20 protein-coding genes are annotated in these 19244 nt (G+C 30.1%); 4 read left to right on the top strand and 16 right to left on the bottom strand.

Translation table 11 applies throughout. From position 1 onward, the window contains the following. Nucleotides 1–136 precede the first annotated feature (136 nt). The 8 genes from LACAL_RS15625 to LACAL_RS05340 all read right to left on the bottom strand — a co-directional run bounded on the left by LACAL_RS15625 (nucleotide 137) and on the right by LACAL_RS05340 (nucleotide 7138). Nucleotides 137–526 carry a DUF6168 family protein gene (locus LACAL_RS15625; protein ID WP_013869694.1) on the bottom strand — a complete coding sequence of 130 codons (390 nt, stop codon included), beginning with the start codon at nucleotides 524–526 and terminating at the stop codon, nucleotides 137–139. Further along, complete coding sequence (locus LACAL_RS05370; RefSeq protein ID WP_013869693.1) at nucleotides 519–740, bottom strand: AtpZ/AtpI family protein; 222 nt, start codon at nucleotides 738–740, stop codon at nucleotides 519–521. The genes LACAL_RS15625 and LACAL_RS05370 overlap by 8 nt, the downstream gene beginning before the upstream one ends. Beyond that, on the bottom strand, nucleotides 712–1116 hold the full coding sequence (locus tag LACAL_RS05365; protein WP_013869692.1) for a polymer-forming cytoskeletal protein: 405 nt from the start codon (nucleotides 1114–1116) through the stop codon (nucleotides 712–714). Before LACAL_RS05365 ends, LACAL_RS05370 begins: the two co-directional genes overlap by 29 nt. Nucleotides 1117–1127: 11 nt before the next feature. Beyond that, on the bottom strand, nucleotides 1128–3686 hold the full coding sequence (locus LACAL_RS05360) for a tol-pal system YbgF family protein (RefSeq protein ID WP_013869691.1): 2559 nt from the start codon (nucleotides 3684–3686) through the stop codon (nucleotides 1128–1130). Between the two features lie 164 nt (nucleotides 3687–3850). Beyond that, entirely contained in the window at nucleotides 3851–4558 is a 708-nt protein-coding gene (locus tag LACAL_RS05355) for an ABC transporter ATP-binding protein (protein ID WP_013869690.1), read from the bottom strand. Nucleotides 4559–4582: 24 nt separating this feature from the next. After that, the gene (locus LACAL_RS05350; protein ID WP_013869689.1) at nucleotides 4583–6061 is read right to left on the bottom strand and encodes a DUF5687 family protein; all 1479 of its coding nucleotides are present in this window, start codon (nucleotides 6059–6061) and stop codon (nucleotides 4583–4585) included. 47 nt (nucleotides 6062–6108) lie between these two features. Then, nucleotides 6109–6801 carry a hypothetical protein gene (locus LACAL_RS05345; protein ID WP_013869688.1) on the bottom strand — a complete coding sequence of 231 codons (693 nt, stop codon included), beginning with the start codon at nucleotides 6799–6801 and terminating at the stop codon, nucleotides 6109–6111. A gap of 4 nt (nucleotides 6802–6805) precedes the next feature. Further along, nucleotides 6806–7138 (bottom strand): PadR family transcriptional regulator, encoded by a 333-nt coding sequence (locus tag LACAL_RS05340; protein WP_041301299.1) that lies wholly within the window; start codon nucleotides 7136–7138, stop codon nucleotides 6806–6808. Nucleotides 7139–7247: 109 nt separating this feature from the next. On the opposite strand from LACAL_RS05340, the gene LACAL_RS05335 reads away from it, so the two are divergent. Next, nucleotides 7248–8300, top strand: a complete 1053-nt coding sequence (locus tag LACAL_RS05335) for a ferredoxin--NADP reductase (protein WP_013869686.1) — start codon at nucleotides 7248–7250, stop codon at nucleotides 8298–8300. A gap of 196 nt (nucleotides 8301–8496) precedes the next feature. On the opposite strand, the gene LACAL_RS05330 is transcribed toward LACAL_RS05335, so the two are convergent. Both LACAL_RS05330 and LACAL_RS05325 read right to left on the bottom strand, forming a co-directional pair. Further along, entirely contained in the window at nucleotides 8497–9513 is a 1017-nt protein-coding gene (locus LACAL_RS05330) for a glycosyltransferase family 9 protein (protein WP_013869685.1), read from the bottom strand. Between the two features lie 39 nt (nucleotides 9514–9552). After that, nucleotides 9553–10161 (bottom strand): DUF4254 domain-containing protein, encoded by a 609-nt coding sequence (locus LACAL_RS05325; protein ID WP_013869684.1) that lies wholly within the window; start codon nucleotides 10159–10161, stop codon nucleotides 9553–9555. Nucleotides 10162–10236: 75 nt separating this feature from the next. On the opposite strand from LACAL_RS05325, the gene upp reads away from it, so the two are divergent. Next, a complete protein-coding gene (gene upp, locus LACAL_RS05320; protein ID WP_013869683.1) occupies nucleotides 10237–10896 on the top strand; it encodes a uracil phosphoribosyltransferase in 660 nt (219 codons plus the stop codon). Here upp and LACAL_RS05315 read toward each other — a convergent pair. Further along, nucleotides 10885–11805: a DUF6427 family protein gene (locus tag LACAL_RS05315; protein ID WP_013869682.1), complete on the bottom strand. Its 921-nt coding sequence runs from the start codon at nucleotides 11803–11805 to the stop codon at nucleotides 10885–10887. The two genes, upp and LACAL_RS05315, sit on opposite strands and share 12 nt — an antisense overlap. Before the next feature lie 81 nt (nucleotides 11806–11886). Here LACAL_RS05315 and LACAL_RS05310 point away from each other — a divergent pair, with 81 nt between their 5' ends. Continuing rightward, nucleotides 11887–12114: a hypothetical protein gene (locus LACAL_RS05310; protein WP_013869681.1), complete on the top strand. Its 228-nt coding sequence runs from the start codon at nucleotides 11887–11889 to the stop codon at nucleotides 12112–12114. 4 nt (nucleotides 12115–12118) lie between these two features. Here the strand turns inward: LACAL_RS05310 and purD are convergent, their stop codons facing one another. Next, on the bottom strand, nucleotides 12119–13393 hold the full coding sequence (purD, locus tag LACAL_RS05305; RefSeq protein WP_041301725.1) for a phosphoribosylamine--glycine ligase: 1275 nt from the start codon (nucleotides 13391–13393) through the stop codon (nucleotides 12119–12121). Between the two features lie 65 nt (nucleotides 13394–13458). Between purD and LACAL_RS05300 the strand changes: the two genes are divergently transcribed. Next, entirely contained in the window at nucleotides 13459–14766 is a 1308-nt protein-coding gene (locus tag LACAL_RS05300) for a phenylacetate--CoA ligase family protein (RefSeq protein ID WP_013869679.1), read from the top strand. Here LACAL_RS05300 and LACAL_RS05295 read toward each other — a convergent pair. From LACAL_RS05295 to LACAL_RS05280, 4 genes are read right to left on the bottom strand one after another with little or no spacing between them, the layout of a single operon-like run. Then, entirely contained in the window at nucleotides 14750–15529 is a 780-nt protein-coding gene (locus LACAL_RS05295; protein WP_013869678.1) for a glycosyltransferase family 2 protein, read from the bottom strand. The two genes, LACAL_RS05300 and LACAL_RS05295, sit on opposite strands and share 17 nt — an antisense overlap. A gap of 1 nt (nucleotide 15530) precedes the next feature. Further along, nucleotides 15531–16934 carry an exopolysaccharide biosynthesis polyprenyl glycosylphosphotransferase gene (locus LACAL_RS05290; RefSeq protein ID WP_013869677.1) on the bottom strand — a complete coding sequence of 468 codons (1404 nt, stop codon included), beginning with the start codon at nucleotides 16932–16934 and terminating at the stop codon, nucleotides 15531–15533. 3 nt (nucleotides 16935–16937) lie between these two features. Further along, nucleotides 16938–17927 (bottom strand): UDP-glucuronic acid decarboxylase family protein, encoded by a 990-nt coding sequence (locus tag LACAL_RS05285; RefSeq protein ID WP_013869676.1) that lies wholly within the window; start codon nucleotides 17925–17927, stop codon nucleotides 16938–16940. Further along, nucleotides 17928–19226, bottom strand: a complete 1299-nt coding sequence (locus LACAL_RS05280) for a UDP-glucose/GDP-mannose dehydrogenase family protein (RefSeq protein ID WP_013869675.1) — start codon at nucleotides 19224–19226, stop codon at nucleotides 17928–17930. It abuts the gene before it with no gap. Between the last annotated feature and the right edge of the window lie 18 nt (nucleotides 19227–19244).

Here is a 19244-nt window from a genome sequence, read left to right as displayed (position 1 = left end):
TGATAATGACGAAAAATTTAAAAGTTTGTTTAGCTACCTTCATTGTTAAAAAAATCAAAAAAACCGTGTTTTTAAATTCCGTGCAAAGGTAGGTAATTATTTGAAAATAAAATTAATTTTTCGAGAATAACTTTTTCTAGTCTTTCTGGTTTAAAATTTTTGCTATAAAATACACCTCTAAAAATAGAAAAATCCCTAGTGGAATTAAGAGGTTTAAGCTTTCGGTTTTTGATAAGTTTTCTGCTTTAAAAATAGACTCTTTAAATACTGCTGCAAAAAATAAAAACTTAAGTACAAAAGAAAAAATATAAACAAAACCCAACTGTGGTTGCCACTTTGGAGCTTTTGATAGTATTAAAATAGCAATGCAAATTAAAAAAGAAACAATACTATGAAAGCAATAAATTGCCAAAACAGAAAAACCAAGTACTACATTTAAGTTATTAATTATTTGATTTTGAATTGTAAAAGCTAGACCAAATAAAATGAAAAATGAAAAAAAATAAATTAAAATTTTTTTAATCATTGTCTTTAGAAATTTTCAAAACCTGACTAATAACTAAATACATTGCCGAAAAAACAGCAAGTAATGTTATTGTATTTTCCCAATACGTCGTTTGATATTTTGTATCTAGCCATTCGCCAAGTAAGTTGCCTAACCATATTATGGCACCCATTTGAAAAGCAACAGTTGTAAACCTAATATAAGGACTAAGCTGTTTTTTGGGTTTTCGATCCACTCTTTAAATCTTTTACAGTTGTTTTCATAACACATGAAACATTAAAAGTTGCTCCTGGTTCTACAGCTAGTTTTTGCGTTACTACATCACCTTCTATAAATGCTGTAGATTTTAAGGTTAAAGTTCCTGATAGATTTAAATTACCGGAGAATTTGCCTTCAAAATAAGCATTACTACTTTCTAAAGATCCTTTTATTTCACCTGTTTTACCTACTACTACTTTTCCTGGTGTTTTTACATCACCTTCTATAACGCCATCTATTCTAATATCTCCTTCACTTACAAAGGATCCAACTATTTTGGTTCCTTTTGCGATTAAGTTTTGTATTGATGTGTTGTTATTTTCGTTTTTCATTTTTTTATTATCAGAAAACATAATGCTTTTCTTTATTGGTTTGTTAAATAAGATTCTAAGTTTTTGTGAATTTGAAGAATCCTGTAATTCTCTGAAGATATTCCAAAAAATGGTTTAGATAACTTTGATTGTTCTTCTTCTTCAAACAAAGAAGTAAATCCTTTTGCACTTTCAATGCTTCGCAAACCATGAACCACTACAAACGTTTTTTCTGGACTATATATATCTATTGATGTTGATAAGCGGTTATAATTCATTTTTGCTGCCGCTTTATCTATTATTTCTTTATATGCATTTAGCTGCTCTGGTGTTGCGTTTGTAAATTGATATACTACTTTTGCACTTGTAGCTGCTGTATCATCTAAAAACTCCGGATTTCTTAGTCCTTTTATTGATTTGTCTAAAATCATTTGTGCTTGTAAACCTTCGGTCGTATTAGCATAAGTTATTGCTACATTATTTATTTCTTTTTCATATTGCTCAAAACCATATAATCGACCTATTGCAGATGCTTTTAATAATGCAAACTTTGGAACTATCGCATCACCTTCGAATGCTTTTATATTTTTTTCTGTTTCTTTTATTACTTGACTAAATTCTTGATTTTCGAACTTACTGTATACTGTTTCATATATACTTTCTGGGCTGTTTTTATCTTTTTCTAAAGCTAACTCTGGATTTGCTAAAATACTAGCATATCTAGAGTCTGGATAATTAGTTATTATTTCGTTTTTAAGTATGTTAACCTCGGCTTCTCTACCTAAAATCTCATACATTTTTAATAAATTATATTTAGAAGGTAACACCAAGCGCTCTTCTGGCTTATTATTTAAAAGTGCCTGAAATTTACCTTTAGACAGCTCGTATTCTTTAAATTTTTCTTTATAAATTAAGCCTAATTGATAGTATGCATAATCACGTTCTTTTACAATATCGCTTATTTCTGTATCGTCACTTGGTATTTTGTCTAAATAGGTTTTTACATCAAACATTTCGTCTTGGGCAACATCTGCTTGAAATGGGTTTGCAGAAGATTCTATTGCTACTGCAGTGTTTTTACTGGACCAACGCCAATTATCTTTTAATTCTCGATCTCCCCAAATACGTGTAAACTCGTTTTTACCATAAGCTACTGTTTGGTCGTTATAAAAATAGAATGATGAGGCTTGTGGTAAACTACTTGCTGGCTTTATAAAGTTATTATTAGTTGTATTTCCAGCATTATTGGTTGCTAATCCTGCTTTTTGTGTTTCTATTGCTAGGCGTTCTTTTTCTGCTTCTGCTTCGGCTTTTAGTTTTGCTATATAGTCGTTAAAATAAGCTAAGCGTTCTGCTTTTGGCATAGCGACGATTCTTAATATACTATCGTTTTTTTGCGCTACGTCTTCGTAATAAATAACATCGTCTAAATTTTCTCTTTTTCGTTTTATAACTCTATATGGTTTACTATTTAAAACCATACTTGCCATAGTACTATCAAAATAAGCACCTGCAGCTTTGTAATTATTTTTATCAAAATTAATATCTCCAAGCGTCTCGTAGTTTTTTGCTACCAAAATTTTATCTGGCGAATTGGTACGTAGTGACTTATTGTAGTAAACTGTGGCTAAAGAATCGTTATTTGTAATTAAATGATATTGCCCTATTTGATGATAAATTTTATCTAAAAATGGTCTGTTTTCTCTTTCTTCTTCTAAACGTGTTAATAATTCTTGAAACTCTAATTTGTTACCGTTTTGGTAATCAAAATTCTTTGTTTTTTCAATGTATGCGTTAATTAGATATTTACGTGGAATGCTTCGGTTTAAATCTATAACTTCATCAAAAGCCATATTTGCACTGTCTTTTTCTTGTAATGCATTATATAATTGACCTTTTATAAAGTTATATCTTCCTTTTTCGAAAGCCTTTTTTGTTTCTTGAGAGGCTATTTTTATTTGTGTTAATGCGCTATCTAGCGATTTTAAATTTATATATGCTTGTGCTAATGTAGAGGTTACATCTGCCAAATCTTGACCTTCTAACTCTTCCTCTTCTAATAAACGTTTTAAATTAACTATTGCTAATTCATCGTTTTCTAAGCGCATGTTTGTTTTTTCTCGCCAAACCTTTGCTTGATTTATATTACTACTTGCTGGATATTTATATAGTATGTAATTAAAAGCTTCTAAGGCTGGAATAAAACGTTGGTCGAAATAACGTGCTTTTCCTAGTAGTAAATAAGCCTCATCTATTTGTGGGTTACGCTCTTTACCTTGAATATTCATACCATTTTTTTGAATGGCTTTTACTGCTTTTTCTTCGGCACGTTCAAAATCGGCATTTTTTGTTTGTCCGGGTAAAGTGATTTCCTCGGTAACTTGCATACGCTCTACTGGTAAAATCTCCCAATAGTTATCTTGGTAACCATCGTTAAGTGTTTGCTGGCCTTTTGCTAAGGCATTGTTACCGTTATAAAGTTTATTGTATTTTGTACCTATAGCGTGGTAGCTCCTGTTTAGAAAGCTGTCGTTTTTCCTAGAACAACTTGTTGCTATTAAAGCAGTAAATACTGTAAGTACTATGAGTTTTTTAGCTATTTTCAACGTCATGATTTTTAGTCTAATACATAACTATAATCTATTAAGAATATTGTTATATACTTAGATAAGCACGTAAAAATAAGCATCTTTTTGAGTTTTTGGTAGAAAACAAGAGAAAATCAAGAAATAGGTGCTTAAATTTTCGTTATAAATCGCTACAAAAACCTTTTTTTTTACACCTCAACACTTCCAGTAAAATGCGCTTCCAACTCCTTTAAAGTCGCTTCACTTGTTGCTAAATCTTTAACTACTTCTCCTTTTTCTAACACTACAATACGTTCGCAAACATCTGTTACATGTAATAAATCATGACTAGAAATTAATACGGTAACGCCTCGTTTTTCGGCTAAATCTTTAATTATAGCTTTTAACCTAATTTGTGTTGTTGGATCTAGGTTTGCAAAAGGTTCATCAAGAATTATAACTTCTGGATTACCTATTAAAGCTGCAACAATTCCTGCTTTCTTTTGGTTTCCTTTACTTAAATCTCTAAGGTATTTTTTTTGCTGAAGAATTTCGCCATGAAAGAAATCTTTAAATTCACCAACCAAATTATCTACATCTTGTTTGTTTTGACCACGAAGTTCTCCTATGAAATAAAAATACTCTTCGGCAGTTAGGTAGCCAATTAAAAAGCTTTCGTCTATAAAGGCAGAAGTAAATGGTTTCCAATCTTCACTTTCACTTACTAACACATCGTTATTTTTAATATGTCCTGTAGTAGGTTTTATTAAATCTAGTAGCAAACTAAAATATGTTGTTTTTCCTGCTCCGTTATTACCTACAAGACCAAAACTTTGTCCTTTAGGTATTTCTAAATTATCAATTTTTAAAACGGTATTGTTATTATATGTTTTTGAAAGGTTTGATGTCGTTATCATAATCTTTAATTTTAGTGGTGTTGGTTAGTTTTCTTGATCGAAAGCGCTTATCATTTCGTATTTAGAGGCTAGATATTTTTTGGTAATAAATTTCATTAGTTTTTGATGAAATATTATACCTGTTAATCCTAATCCTGCTAAAGCAATTAAACCTGCTTCGAAATTTATAAAGAAATAAAATATTGAAAATATAGCTACAGGAAATAACATTAATGGAATACCAATTAGCCATTGTACTGCGCCTGTACCTTGAAAATTAAATGCTGCGCGCTCATTTAAATTAATTTTTTTACGGTTGTAAGAGCCTCCTATTAAAATTACATAAGAATTTACACCTACATTATAAATGGCTGCTGCAAAATGTGCTGCTAAAATTTTCCATCCAAAATATACATAAGGAATACTTAATACAAACATTATAAAAACACTCATAACCATTAAAGTGTATTTAGATTTTAAATATTGCTCGTACTTTAAATTTTGGCTCATTAGCATTTTATAATAGCTACTGTCCCAAGCTGGGATAAATTGACCAAAATTTATTAAAAAGATTCCTGTTACAAATATTCCCACGAAACCAAAAACCACTGGCATGTCTTGATATATTGGTTGCGGATAGAAAAATAAACCATATAAAAGTCCCATAACTAACATCCATACCGATGATTTTGAACGTTTATTTCTCAAAATTAATTTAATATCTAATTGCATGAATGGTGCAATGTCTCCAAAGCGTTTTGTCCATCCCATATTAGACGTTTTTACTTCCTTAATATTTGTTTTTAACGAAGCGTCCAGAAATAATTTTTTTCTAAGAATTTTAAAATTAAAAAAATACAAGCCTATTAAGACAGATAATAATACAAGTAAAAAAAATGGGTTTTCGGTAATTGCTAAAATGCCATTTCCTAAAGCATCGGCTATATTAATAATCTCGAAAAAATTTAAAGCATATAAACCACCAACTAAAACAATTATTGGCAGAAAGGAAAGTTCGGTTTCAGAAGAATAACTTTCAATAATAAAATTTAAAAAATTATTAATGAGTATTATTAATAGCATTATTAACATCCATGTTACTACAACTCCAGAATTATAATCATTAAATAAAAGAACAATACTAAAAGGAATTATTGCAAAAAACGGTAGAAAATTCATGAATGAAATTACCGATTTTCCTAAAACATAATTTACAATTTTACTACGGTTTATTGGTAAGGTTAACAATGGTTTTACACTCATTACCGGTAATTTTTGAAAGAAAAACCTAATCATTAAATCGGCCAAAACCCAAAAGAAAATAAAACTATTTACTATTATAAATGGATTGCCATCTGGATAGAGTTCTTTAAGTCCTGGATACAAAGCAAAGCCCATAACTAGAAAAACGACAATAAAATATAAGGCTAGGAAGCCCATAAATATTTTAATGCCTATACTTTTTCCAAAATTTGCAGAGCGAAAAAACTGTTTCCACTCCAGACTAATAAATTTTTTAAACATAGTTTTTGGTTTGGTTTAGCCTATAAGTATGTTTAAACGCCTTTTTGTTACAAAGAATATTCCGGATACGTTTTATTTAAAAGTTCTTCGGCCTTTTCTGGTAGTAATTGAAAACTTATATAGCTTACCAAAAATAGAATAGTAAATACTGTGGCTAAACCAGCAACGGTATATGCATTAAGAGTAAAACTTTCTGATAGGTTATAAAATGTATGTATTTGAGACATAAAAACTAAAAGTGTTCCTCCTGCTTGTTTAAATATCATCTCTTCCATCATCCATTTTTTATTACACTTTTCTTTTCTGCGTCTAAAAACTCTATTTAACTGTATGGTTCTGTATATACTCCAAATAGCTATACCTAAATAAAAAGTAATAGAAAAATACTTTACATAAACAGAAGAAAATGCTGTGTAAAAAATCACAAAAATTAAGAGCGTAAACACCACTTTTGGTAAGGTAAACCAGGCTTTAAACTCGTTCCATAAAAAACCTCTATAACGTCTACCCATGGCTTTTTGTTTTTGCTCTATAGGCTCTAAAAAACCAAACACTCCAAATTTTTTAAAAGCTGCATTTTTGGCGTCTTCAAAATTAAGTTCAGGTTGTTTTTCCCACATAGCTTCAATATCGTTAGCCAAATGGTCTACTAATTCGGTTTGTAAATCGTAATACTCTACAAAGTGATTTCTTGTAAAAGCATACAATTCTTCAATTTGTTCATTGTTTATTTTTTGCATGTAATTAGGCTAATTTTGGGTTCACCAAAGCTTGCATTGTTTTTATATACTCTGCTAATTCATCTAATTTGTTGGTAGTTTCCTTTTCTCCGCTTTCTGTTATTTTGTAGTATTTACGTAAACGGTTATCTACTTTTTTCACCTCAACACTTAGTAAACCTTCTGCTTCTAATTTATGCAAAGCAGGATACAATGCGCCTTCTGTAATTTTAAGTTGGCCTTTAGTTAACGCTTTTACCTTTTGGGTAATTTCGTAACCATACATTTTATCATTTTCGTTTAAAAGCTTTAAAATAATTGTAGTTAAACTACCTTTATATAATTTAGAATTACTCATAAAACAAATATACATAAATTTCTTATGCATAAAATGCTTATGTATTATTTTTTCCTTAATTGATTTATAAACTCTTTTAGCTTCACTATTTTTACAAAAAAAATAAGCGATGGCTCAATTTCATAAATTATCAATAAAAAATATACAACAGCTAACTAAAGATGCTGTTAGTTTAACTTTTTCTATACCAGAGAACTTAAAACAACAATTTAATTTTATTGCTGGACAGTACATAACATTAAAGGCGAAAATAAATAGTACCGAAGTACGAAGAGATTACTCTTTGTGTTCGTCTCCAAAAAGTGGCGAAATAACTGTTGCTGTTAAAGCGGTTGAAAACGGTACATTTTCAAAATTTGCAAATAACGATTTAAAAATTGGTGATACACTAGAGGTTGCAGAACCTCAAGGCCGTTTTATTTTTAATCCAGATGCTACTAAAACCAGAACTATTGCAGCTTTTGCAGCTGGTAGTGGTATAACTCCTGTTTTAAGTATAGCTAAAACGGTTTTAGAAGAAGAACCAAACAGTACTTTTGTATTAGTTTATGGTAATAAAACGACTAATGACACCATGTTTTTAGACGAATTATTACAACTACATCATGAATATAAAGCACGTTTTGATGTGCAGCTTGTTTTTAGCCAATCTCAAGAACCAGATGCCTTATTTGGACGCATTGAAAAAAGCACTGTAAACCTTATTGTAAAAAATAAATATAAACATACTACTATTGATGCTTTTTACCTTTGTGGTCCAGAAGCAATGATACATACAGTAAAAGATGTTTTAGCTGAAAACAATATTACCGAAGATTCGATATTTTTTGAACTTTTTAAGGTGGCTACACCAGAACCAATTATTAGTACAATAAATACTGGTGAAACTAATATTACAGTTTTAGTTGATGACGAAGAAGAATCTTTTGTTATGTCACAAAAGCAAACCATATTAGAAGCTGCTCTAGAAAAAGACTTAGATGCGCCATACTCTTGTCAAGGTGGTATTTGCAGTAGTTGTATTGCTAGGGTTACAGAAGGTACAGCAACTATGAGACAAAACAATATTTTAACAGACAATGAAGTTGCCGAGGGTTTAATTTTAACTTGCCAAGCACAGCCTACAAGTTCTAAAATTGTGGTTGATTATGATGATGTTTAAACACAAACATTGTTTTTAATCGATTTAATTTACTTTTAGTCGAAGTTTCTCGTTTTTTGAATTTTAAAAACCATGAACAACTTTACTCCAAAGTATATTTGAATATAGTTTATAACATATATATTTTGTTAGTTTAAGGGATAACGATAATTGTTGTAAAAAACAGAAGCCTCATTTTTTAATGAGGCTTTTTTTATTATAGTATTGTTTCAATTTTACTAACTATTGTTTCTGGCGCAATTGTCCTTGCTGCGTCCTTATACTTTTCTGGATACTTGTTGCCATAAATAGAAGTTGGTATTAATGGAAATTGTTCTCTATTTGCAGTTATAGCATACTCCTTTGGTTGATTATATGGCATAAAACCTGCATAAGGATGTGTAACATTCCATACTGTAATTACCTTTATACCTAGCATTGCAGCTATATGAGCATTACCAGAATCCATTGCCAACATAACATCAAGATTAGAAATAACATCTAGTTCTTGACTAAGGTTTAACTTTCCTGCAAGGTTAACTACATTACTATACTTATTTTGAAACCCATTAAGAACTTTAATTTCTTTTTTGCCACCACCAAACAAGATTATTTTGTGTTTTTTAGACAATGAAGCAATAACACGTTCCATTAAATCTAAAGGATACATTTTAGATTCATATTGCGCAAATGGTGCAATACCAATCCAGTTTTTATTATCGCTACCTAAAACGTCCTGAATGTTTTGAGATAAGTTAGATTGCTTTGGAAAGTCTGGATTTTCTAATGATAATGAATAACCCAAACCTCTAAATACATCTGCATAACGTTCGTGAGTTGTTTTTAGCTGTTCAAAAACTTTCCCTTCTACTAATGCTTTTTTATCGTTTCGGCCTTTATCTATTTGTTTAAATGTTTTTCCGAAGAAAAAGATCTTTAAAATATGTGTTCTAAGTACGTTGTGTAAATCTGCTACTTGAGATACATTTAAAGCCTTTAACTCTTTTGAAAGTTTATAAAGCCCTAATACACCTTTATGCTTTCCTTTTAAATCTGCCTCATAAACAGTTACATTTTTTAAATCTCTAAAAAAAGGTTTAAAAAATGCTCGTGTTAAAACGGTAAGTTTTATGTCTGGATATTGTTTACTAAAAGCACGTAAAACAGGCACAGCCATTGCTACATCTCCCATTGCAGAGAGTCTAATAACCAGAATGTGCTTAGGTTTTGGCATTTAAAAAAATTACGAACTTATCAAGCTACTAAAAGCAAATTATTTTTGCCCTCTTAATACAGGATTAAGTTCATCGTCATTATACATTTTCATTTGCTTATACACTTTCATGTATTTATCGCCATTACTAATATCATTTAATAAAGTATCTATAGCCGTAGATAAATCTACACGTTGCTCAAGTAAAATATTTAATTTGGCCTGGCAAGCACTTTTATGGGCATCTGTAGCATCTTCACGAGTTGCTTCTTCTTCCATATGATAAACTTTTAAGGCTAAAATAGATAACCTGTCAACTCCCCAAGCAGGACTTTCGGTATTAATTGTTGCATCACTTTTTGCAGTAATGTCTTTATATTTTTCTAAAAAATAGCTATCAATATACTCAACCATATCTGTTCTATCTTGGTTAGAAGCATCTATTTGGCGCTTTAATTTTAGTGCTGCAACAGGATCTATTTGTGGGTCGCGTATAATATCTTCATAATGCCATTGCACAGTATCAATCCAGCATTTTCTATATAAAAGATGTTCTAATAAGTTAGATTTTTCATCATACTTATTTACAAATGGTTGATTTACTGTATTTATTTCGTGATATTTTTCAATTACTTCTTGAAAAATCGCATTAGCTTTACTTGAAAACATAAGGTTTATTTTAATTTAGGCAAAACTACGTATAAATATTTAACTTTACCATTTACATTATATAGTTTAAACACAATGCAGATACATAATTTAACTAAGGAAAATTCTATTTTAAACACCTTTATTGCTGAGATTCGAGATGTTAATATCCAAAAAGACAGTATGCGCTTTAGAAGAAATATTGAACGTATTGGTGAAATTTTAGGATACGAAATGAGTAAGTCCTTAACCTACACGAGTAAAACTATAGAAACACCTTTAGCAAAAACTAATGTTGAAGTTTATAACAATGAAGTTGTTTTGTGTTCTATTTTAAGAGCTGGAGTTCCTTTACATAATGGTTTATTAAATTATTTTGATACTGCAGAAAATGCATTTATATCTGCTTACCGCCATCATTTACAAAACCCAGAAAGTTTTGAAATTATTGTAGAATATTTGGCTTGTCCAGATCTTGAGGGTAAGACACTTATTTTAGCAGATCCAATGATTGCTACTGGACAATCATTACTTGCCACTTTTGAAGCTTTAAAACCTTTTGGAACTCCAAAGGAAATACATTTAGCAGCTGTAATTGGTGCTCAAGAAGGTGTAGATTTTGCAACACAGTATTTTCCAAACAATACCCATTTATGGATTGCCGCAATAGATGAGAATTTAAACGACAAAGGATATATAGTGCCTGGTTTAGGTGATGCTGGTGATTTAGCATTTGGCCAAAAATTACAGCAATAATATAATTGGTACTACTACAAGTATTATAAAAAACATTTCTTTAAACCATTTTTCTTCAATAATTTCAATATAATTAGAAATTACTATACTTAATGGTGCAAATAAAAACAAGAATTCATTTCCTGTTTTAATAGGTGTAATAATCGCTATAAGTAATGCAATTAAACAACTAACAAACACAACTTTATAAGATGGTCTAAAAGTTTTTTTCTTTTTTTTAATAGTATTTAAAAAGAAAACCGAAGACCATAAACCTAACGATAACAACATGGTTATTACCACTATAAATTGTATTGAGTTATAGGCATTAAGATTAATGCTAACGGCGGGATTTATATATAACGCCGAAAAGAAATTATTGTTTACTAATAAAGAATAAGTAATTGCTACTATAACTACTGAAAAAACACCTAACAACGGGATTGCCCATTTTTTTATATCTGTAATTGTATAAAAAAGCATAGTGATATAAATTAATGGTAAAAACAAAATGCACCAAAAATGAAAAATACTTGCTAAAGCTATTAATACAGAAGCATCAAACAGCTTTTTTTCAACATCTTTTTGTGTTCTAAGACTTAACAACCTTCTTAATGCTAATAAAAACAAAAGGTTAGCGATAACAATTTTATAATTTAAAAATACCTGAGGCACAGCAAATAACAATAAACAAAAAACAATAGTTTCTAAGTTTTGTTTTTGAGATAGCGTGTTTTTTGTAACTATAAAATCTATTACTAATGCTGTTAGAAATAAGCATACCAATGTTGTTGCTAAAACAGTATAATTATTAGAAACCACCTCTAATGCAGCATATTTATTTATAGCAATAAAAATGGCTAAAAGAGAAACTAAAAAAACAATTAAAAAATTAATTGGTTTAGATTTACTAAAAATACTTGTAATCATTATCAGTTTTTGTATTTTTGCTTTATAAAATTACTACTCTAAACCAAGTTTTTACTAGGTTTACAATTTAAAAATATTAAAATGAAAGATATATTCTACGCCATTCAAGACTTTTTTGTAAATGTTGCCTTTGCTCCACTTGATGGATTAAGAGCTTTAGAATTAGAAAATTGGTTTTTAGCTAATGGTATAAACTGGTTTTTTATGCTAATTGGAGCTGTAGCAATGGTGTATTGGATTTTACAATTACAAAAATTTAACAATAACAATGAAGAAGACAAATCTATCTCTTCTCACTCTTATTTATAATAAATTAGCTTAAATCGAAACCAATATCGTTTCGATAATTCATCTTATCAAAGTGTAGTTTTTCTATATTTTGATAAGATTTTTTTATGGCCTCTTTATACGTTTCGCCATAACTTGTAACGGCCATTACGCGACCTCCAGAGGTTACAATTTTACCATCTTTTTCTTGTGCTCCTGCATGAAAAACTATTGAGCCTTCTATAGCATCTAATCCAGAAATTTCTTTTCCTTTCTCATAAGCTTCAGGATAACCACCAGAGACTAACATAATAGTTGTAGCTGCACGTTCGTCTATTTCAATTGTAATAGTATCTAACGTTTGGTTTGCTATTGCTTGAAATACTTCTACCAAATCGTTTTTTAAACGCGGTAAAACAACTTCGGTTTCAGGATCACCTAAACGTACATTGTATTCTATAACATAAGGATCGTTTCCTACTTTAATTAAACCTATAAAAACAAACCCTTTATATGGAAGATTATCTTTTTGCAACCCGTTAATTGTTGGCTCTACAATACGGTCTTTTATTTTTGCCATAAAAGTACCATCTGCAAAAGGGACAGGAGAAACAGCTCCCATTCCGCCAGTATTTAAACCAGTATCGCCTTCACCAATTCTCTTATAATCTTTAGCTGTTGGCAAAATTTTATAGTTTTTACCATCTGTTAAAACAAAACAACTTAGTTCTATACCGTCTAAAAACTCTTCGATAACTACTTTTGTACTTGCGTTTCCAAATTTAGCATCTACTAACATTGCTTTTAACTCGGTTTTAGCTTCGTTTATATCTTCAAGTATTACTACTCCTTTTCCTGCTGCTAAACCATCTGCTTTAAGAACATAAGGCGGTTTTAGAGTTTCTAAAAAAGCATAACCATCTTCCACGGTTTCTGCATTAAAACTTTTATAAGCAGCTGTTGGTATATTGTGTTTGTATAAAAATTCTTTTGCAAACTCTTTACTGCCTTCTAATTCTGCTGCTGCTTTTTGCGGCCCAATTACAGCTACATTTTTTAGCGCTTCGTCTTCTAAAAAGAAATCGTGAATGCCTTGAACCAACGGATCTTCTGGCCCAACAACTACCATTGCAATGTTATTGTTTAAAACTATTTCTTTAATCGCTTTAAAGTCTGTTACATTTACAGGCACATTTGTTGCTATAGATGCCGTTCCAGAGTTTCCTGGTGCAACGTATAAATTTCTACAGTTATCGCTTTGTGCAAGCTTCCATGCGATTGTGTGTTCTCTTCCGCCAGATCCTAGTACTAAAATGTTCATTGGTTGTAGTTGTTTTGGCAAAAATAATTATTTACTTTACAAAAACATATTTATAATTTTTTCTTTTGAATTTATTTGACCTCAGTTTAAAATTAAAAAGGTTTCCTATTAAGGAAACTAATCACCTTTTTAAAGAGATTAAGCAGTTAAATGAAACTGAAATTGTAAATTATATAGCGCAACAAAAACAAGCTATAGTAAGTTATCATCTTGAACATAATGCGTTTTATAAACGGTTAACTAAAACTTACAATACCAACCAATGGGATGCGCTTCCTGTATTAACAAAAAAAGATTTACAAGAGCCATTATATAACAGGTTATCTAGTGGTTATACAAAAAATAATTGCCATGTAAGTAAAACCTCTGGCTCTTCTGGCACACCATTTATTTTTGCAAAAGATAAATTTTCTCATGCCTTAACCTGGTCTGTTTTTAAACACCGTTTTTCCTGGTATAATTTAAATTTAAACACCTCAAAACAAGCTCGGTTTTATGGCATACCTTTAAACAGGAAAGGCTATTATAAAGAGCGATTTAAAGATACTTTAGCCAATAGATTTCGGTTTTCTGTATTTGATTTGAGTTATAAACAGCTAGAAAAAAACCTCAATAAATTTAGTAAAACATCTTTTGATTATTTAAATGGCTATACTAGCTCTATTGTCCAATTCGCTAAGTTTTTAAAGGAAAAAAATATTGTTTTAAAAACTGTTTGCCCAAGTTTAAAAGTGTGTATTGTTACTTCTGAAATGTTATTTCAAGATGACCGTGAATTACTTGAAAACCAATTTGGAATACCTGTTGTAAACGAATATGGTTCTGCCGAGTTAGGATTAATTGCTTTTCAAAATCCAAATGGTGAATGGCAGGTAAATAATGAAGATTTGTATGTAGAAATATTAGACGAACAAGACAATATTTTACCTTATGGCGAAATAGGTCGCGTTGTCGTTACATCTCTTTATAACAAAGCACACCCATTTATTAGATACGATTTGGGAGATATTGGAATGCTATCTAAAAATAGCACCTTACAAAAGCCTATATTAGAAAAACTTGTAGGACGCACCAATGATATCGCTATTTTACCTAGCGGAAAAAAAGCTGCTGGTTTAACTTTTTACTATGTTACCAAAACTATTATTGAAGATAACTCTGCTGTAAAAGAATTTATTATTGAGCAACAAAAACAAGACACTTTTAAAGTAACTTATGTTTCAAAACAATTGCTTACAGAAGAGAAACAACTTGAAATAAAAGCTGCTTTTTCAAAATATTTAGAACCAAACTTAACTATTATTTTTGAAAAAAAAGACAAGCTAATACGAGCTAAAAGTGGAAAACTAAAGCAGTTTACTTCTTATTTATAGTTTTAACTTGTTTAGATTTTACTAAGAAATGTTCAAATAAAAACTGAAACATAAAGTAAATAGATTTTGGCGTTGAAAAACTTAAGCCTTTTCTATAAACATTATAATTATGCTTTAGCAAATTTATTTTATTAGAAGACATTGCGTTTTTCCTCACTCTATAATATGCTAAAGACTCTTGAATGCCTTGAGCTGGTTTTCTAGAAACCTCAACAGCTTTTAACCACAAAAGCCAATCTTGACGTTTTCTAAGGTTTGGAGCATTAATTTTACCTAATACTTTAGTGTTGTATATTCCTGTAAGATTACCAATATAGTTGCTTTTTAAAAGTCGTGAATAACTTAGTATTGGTAAGGCTTTAACAAATTTATTTAAAGGCTTTCCCTTGTCGTTAATTTGTTCGTAGCTACTATAGCAAACATCGCAATTATGTGTTTGCATAAAACAAATTTGGGTTTCTAATTTTATTGGTTTCCACAAATCGTCTGCATCTAAAAAAGCTATATAATCGCCATTTGCAACATTAATTCCTTTGTTTCGAGATATTGCAGCGCCAGCGTTTTTAGTGTTTTTTAAAAGGTGTATATTTTTATTTTTTAACTGAAAAGTACTTGCTACGGCTATAGTATTATCGGTTGAGCAATCATCTATTAATATTAGCTCCCAGTTAGTATAGGTTTGATTTAAAACACTGCTAATTGTTTCTGAAATAAAAGCTTCAGAGTTATACATTGGTGTTATTATAGAAACAAGTGGTTTCAAATTAATAGGCTTCTTTTTGTCCTTTTACAATATGCGATATGGTTTGAAGTATAATTTTTATATCTAAAAATAATGACCAATTTTCAATGTAAAAAATATCGAATTTCACACGGTTAACTATGTCTTCGTCATTTTTAATTTCTCCACGATAGCCTTTAACTTGAGCCAAACCTGTGACACCAGGCTTTACGTTATGTCTAAAAATAAAATTGTATTTGTCTATTTTTTTAGAATATTCCTCTGTATAACTTAACATGTGTGGTCTTGGGCCAACAACAGACATTTCTCCTAGTAAAACGTTTACAAATTGAGGTAACTCATCTATACTTGTTCTACGTATAAATTTACCTATTCTTGTAACTCTAGAATCGTTTTGCTTAACATAAGTACCTTGAACTTCTTTAAATGTTTTTAGCGATCTAAATTTATAACAGTAAAACTCCTTATAATTTATACCATTACGCTTGTGCTTATAAATTACAGGTCCTTTAGATTCTAATTTTATTAAAACAAAAAGGATTAAGTATACCCAAGATAAAACAAATACGATAATAAATATTGAAAAAAACACATCGAAAGTGCGTTTTAAAAACTTATTAACATCCTGGTTTAAAGAGACCTTAGGTATAGATAAAACAGGTAGGTAATTGTAATAATCGGTTTTTAATTTATTAGTATATAGCTTTTTTGTGTTTGGAATAAACTTAATATTACAGTGGTTAATATTGGCATATTTTACAAATTGATTTACTTGATTTTCAGTTAAATCGTCTATAGAGCAATATATTTCATCAATGTTTTTATGATCTTCAAGAAATTCAAAACACTGTTTTAAGTCTTTATCTTTTCCTTTTTTACTTTCAAAGGTGGCTAATAAATTATAGCCTAGCTGCTTTTTATTTTTAAAAATAGTTTCTAATTCTTTGGCTCCAAAATTACTACCAATAATTACTACATTTCTTAAGTTTCCTTTTAAATAAGAACGATAAGACTTTAGTATATAATAACTTAACAGTTTTACAGATGATATACATGCAAAAACATACAGTAAGTATTTTAAGGTTACAAATGCCTGTATATTTATACTCCTAAAAAGCCCTATAAATGCATAAACAATAACGCTAAATAAGAAGAATTGTTTTACTAAAAGCGATGCTATATTTAATGCTGAAGTATACCTATAAACTCTATAAAAATTTATAAAAGATGTTGTTAACATCCATAAAAATATAGAATATAGAATGTATAAAAGATGTTTGTTATTAAATATTGCCGAAGAGAAAAAATAAAGGTTTTGATCGTTAAAGTTGAAATAATAAAATGCAAGAATATTAACTACAGCTAAATCAAATATTATTAAAAATGGTCTTAACAACCAAGAATACCTACCTCTTGTATACTCCATTGGCTACTTAGAATTATAGTTTGAAAAATCTTTATGCTCGCTTTTATAAAGCTCTGTTTCACTAAGATTTTTAAAATAATTAAAAGTTATTTTCATGCCTTCTTCTCTATTAACTTTTGGCTCCCAATTTAGTATTTTTTTAGCCAATGTAATGTCTGGTTGTCTTTGCATTGGATCGTTAACAGGTAAATCTTTATATATTACTTTTTGTGTTGTTCCTGTTAGTTTTATAATTTCTTCAGCAAAATCTTTAATACTAATTTCATGTGGGTTTCCAATATTTACAGGATAAGCATAATCGCTTAAAAGTAACCTATATATACCTTCTACCTGGTCGTCTACATAACAAAATGATCTTGTTTGTGAACCGTCTCCAAATATTGTTAAGTCTTCTCCTCTTAACGCTTGACCCATAAACGCTGGTATTACCCGACCGTCATTGAGTCTCATTCTTGGTCCATAGGTATTAAATATGCGAACGATACGCGTTTCTAAGCCATGAAAACGGTGGTATGCCATGGTTATAGATTCTTGAAAGCGTTTTGCCTCATCATAAACGCCTCTTGGTCCAATAGTATTTACATTACCATAGTAATCTTCGGTTTGTGGATGTACTAATGGATCTCCATAAATTTCGGAAGTTGAAGCGATTAAAAGTCTTGCTTTTTTTGCTTTTGCTAAGCCTAATAGGTTGTGTGTACCTAAAGAGCCTACTTTTAAGGTTTGAATAGGAATTTTTAGATAATCTATTGGGCTTGCTGGTGACGCAAAATGAAGTATATAGTCTAAATCTATATCAATTTTAATAAACTCTGTTACATCATGTTTTATAAAACTAAATTTAGAATTGCTATTTAAATGCTCTAAGTTTTTTTTGTCTCCAGTTATAAAGTTATCCATACCAATAACATTATAGCCTTCTTTAAGAAAGCGGTCGCATAAATGGGACCCTAAAAAACCTGCTGCACCTGTTATTAAAACTGTTTTATTCACTTATCTACCTATTGATATGTATTTAAAATCTTCGTTTTCAACATCTTTGATGTCGTACAAATTACGACCATCAAAAATTATTTCACCTTTCATTTTACTTTTTATTTGCACAAAATCTGGTGTTCTAAAAATACTCCATTCTGTACAAATAACTAAAGCATCGGCATTTTCTAAGGCATCGTACATAGAATCTGCATACTTTATTTTATCTCCAATTTTTCTTTTAACGTTAGGCATTGCTTCTGGATCGAATGCTGTAATTTTACACCCTAATTTAAGCAATGCATCTATTGTATATAAAGCTGGAGCTTCACGAATATCGTCTGTTTCTGGCTTAAATGCCAATCCCCAAATGGCTATATTTTTATTCTGTAAATTATGATTAAAATAATTTTCAATTTTAGGAACTAATATTAATTTTTGTCTTGCATTTACATTTATTACAGCATCTAAAATCTGAAAATTATAGTTGTTGTCTTTTCCAGACTTGTGTAATGCTTTTACATCTTTTGGAAAACATGAACCACCATAGCCTATTCCTGGAAAAAGAAAACGTTTACCAATTCTAGAGTCTGTTCCCATACCAATTCTAACCTTATCTACATCTGCTCCAACTTTTTCGCAAAAGTTAGCGATCTCGTTCATGAATGTAATTTTAGCTGCTAAGAAAGCATTTGAAGCATATTTTGTTAACTCGGCAGATTTTTCGTCCATTATAATTATTGGATTTCCTGAACGCACGTAAGGTTTGTATAATTTCTCCATTAAGGCAGTAGCTTTATCGCTACTTGAGCCAATAATTATACGTTCTGGTTTTAAAAAATCGTCTACAGCAAAACCTTCTCTCAAAAATTCTGGATTAGACACAACATCAAAATCTACCTTTGCATTTTTTACAATGGCTTGTTTAACTTTATCTGATGTGCCTACTGGTACTGTACTTTTATCTACAATTACTTTATAGTTTTTTATTAGTTTACCTATATTATCTGCTACTCCTAATATGTATTTTAGGTCTGCAGAGCCATCTTCGTCTTCTGGTGTTGGTAATGCTAGAAAAATTATTTCACCGTGCTCTAAACCTTCTTCTAAACTGGTTGAAAATTTTAAGCGGTTTGCTTTTATATTTCTTTCGAATAATACGTCAAGGTGTGGCTCATAAATTGGCACATGACCTTGTTGCATTTGTTCTACTTTACTTTTATCTATATCTATACATAGAACTTCGTTTCCTGTTTCGGCTAAACATGTTCCGGTTACTAAACCAACGTATCCTGTACCTATTACTGATATTTTCATTTAATTTTTTTGGAATCT

The sequence above is a fragment of the Lacinutrix sp. 5H-3-7-4 genome, from assembly GCF_000211855.2.
Lineage (GTDB): Bacteria > Bacteroidota > Bacteroidia > Flavobacteriales > Flavobacteriaceae > Lacinutrix.
The sequence above is the reverse complement of the archived record's forward strand: the minus strand, read 5'-3'. Positions and strand labels throughout refer to the sequence as shown.

What these genes read in the sequence shown, in the direction of transcription:
- LACAL_RS05360 (WP_013869691.1), bottom strand. Translation starts at nt 3,686, where the DNA reads ATGACGTTGAAAATAGCTAAAAAACTCATAGTACTTACAGTATTTACT.
- LACAL_RS05335 (WP_013869686.1), top strand. Translation starts at nt 7,248, where the DNA reads ATGGCTCAATTTCATAAATTATCAATAAAAAATATACAACAGCTAACT.
- LACAL_RS05325 (WP_013869684.1), bottom strand. Translation starts at nt 10,161, where the DNA reads ATGTTTTCAAGTAAAGCTAATGCGATTTTTCAAGAAGTAATTGAAAAA.
- LACAL_RS05350 (WP_013869689.1), bottom strand. Translation starts at nt 6,061, where the DNA reads ATGTTTAAAAAATTTATTAGTCTGGAGTGGAAACAGTTTTTTCGCTCT.
- LACAL_RS05310 (WP_013869681.1), top strand. Translation starts at nt 11,887, where the DNA reads ATGAAAGATATATTCTACGCCATTCAAGACTTTTTTGTAAATGTTGCC.
- LACAL_RS05280 (WP_013869675.1), bottom strand. Translation starts at nt 19,226, where the DNA reads ATGAAAATATCAGTAATAGGTACAGGATACGTTGGTTTAGTAACCGGA.
- LACAL_RS05290 (WP_013869677.1), bottom strand. Translation starts at nt 16,934, where the DNA reads ATGGAGTATACAAGAGGTAGGTATTCTTGGTTGTTAAGACCATTTTTA.
- upp (WP_013869683.1), top strand. Translation starts at nt 10,237, where the DNA reads ATGCAGATACATAATTTAACTAAGGAAAATTCTATTTTAAACACCTTT.
- purD (WP_041301725.1), bottom strand. Translation starts at nt 13,393, where the DNA reads ATGAACATTTTAGTACTAGGATCTGGCGGAAGAGAACACACAATCGCA.
- LACAL_RS05330 (WP_013869685.1), bottom strand. Translation starts at nt 9,513, where the DNA reads ATGCCAAAACCTAAGCACATTCTGGTTATTAGACTCTCTGCAATGGGA.
- LACAL_RS05340 (WP_041301299.1), bottom strand. Translation starts at nt 7,138, where the DNA reads ATGAGTAATTCTAAATTATATAAAGGTAGTTTAACTACAATTATTTTA.
- LACAL_RS05345 (WP_013869688.1), bottom strand. Translation starts at nt 6,801, where the DNA reads ATGCAAAAAATAAACAATGAACAAATTGAAGAATTGTATGCTTTTACA.
- LACAL_RS05365 (WP_013869692.1), bottom strand. Translation starts at nt 1,116, where the DNA reads ATGTTTTCTGATAATAAAAAAATGAAAAACGAAAATAACAACACATCA.
- LACAL_RS05315 (WP_013869682.1), bottom strand. Translation starts at nt 11,805, where the DNA reads ATGATTACAAGTATTTTTAGTAAATCTAAACCAATTAATTTTTTAATT.
- LACAL_RS05355 (WP_013869690.1), bottom strand. Translation starts at nt 4,558, where the DNA reads ATGATAACGACATCAAACCTTTCAAAAACATATAATAACAATACCGTT.
- LACAL_RS15625 (WP_013869694.1), bottom strand. Translation starts at nt 526, where the DNA reads ATGATTAAAAAAATTTTAATTTATTTTTTTTCATTTTTCATTTTATTT.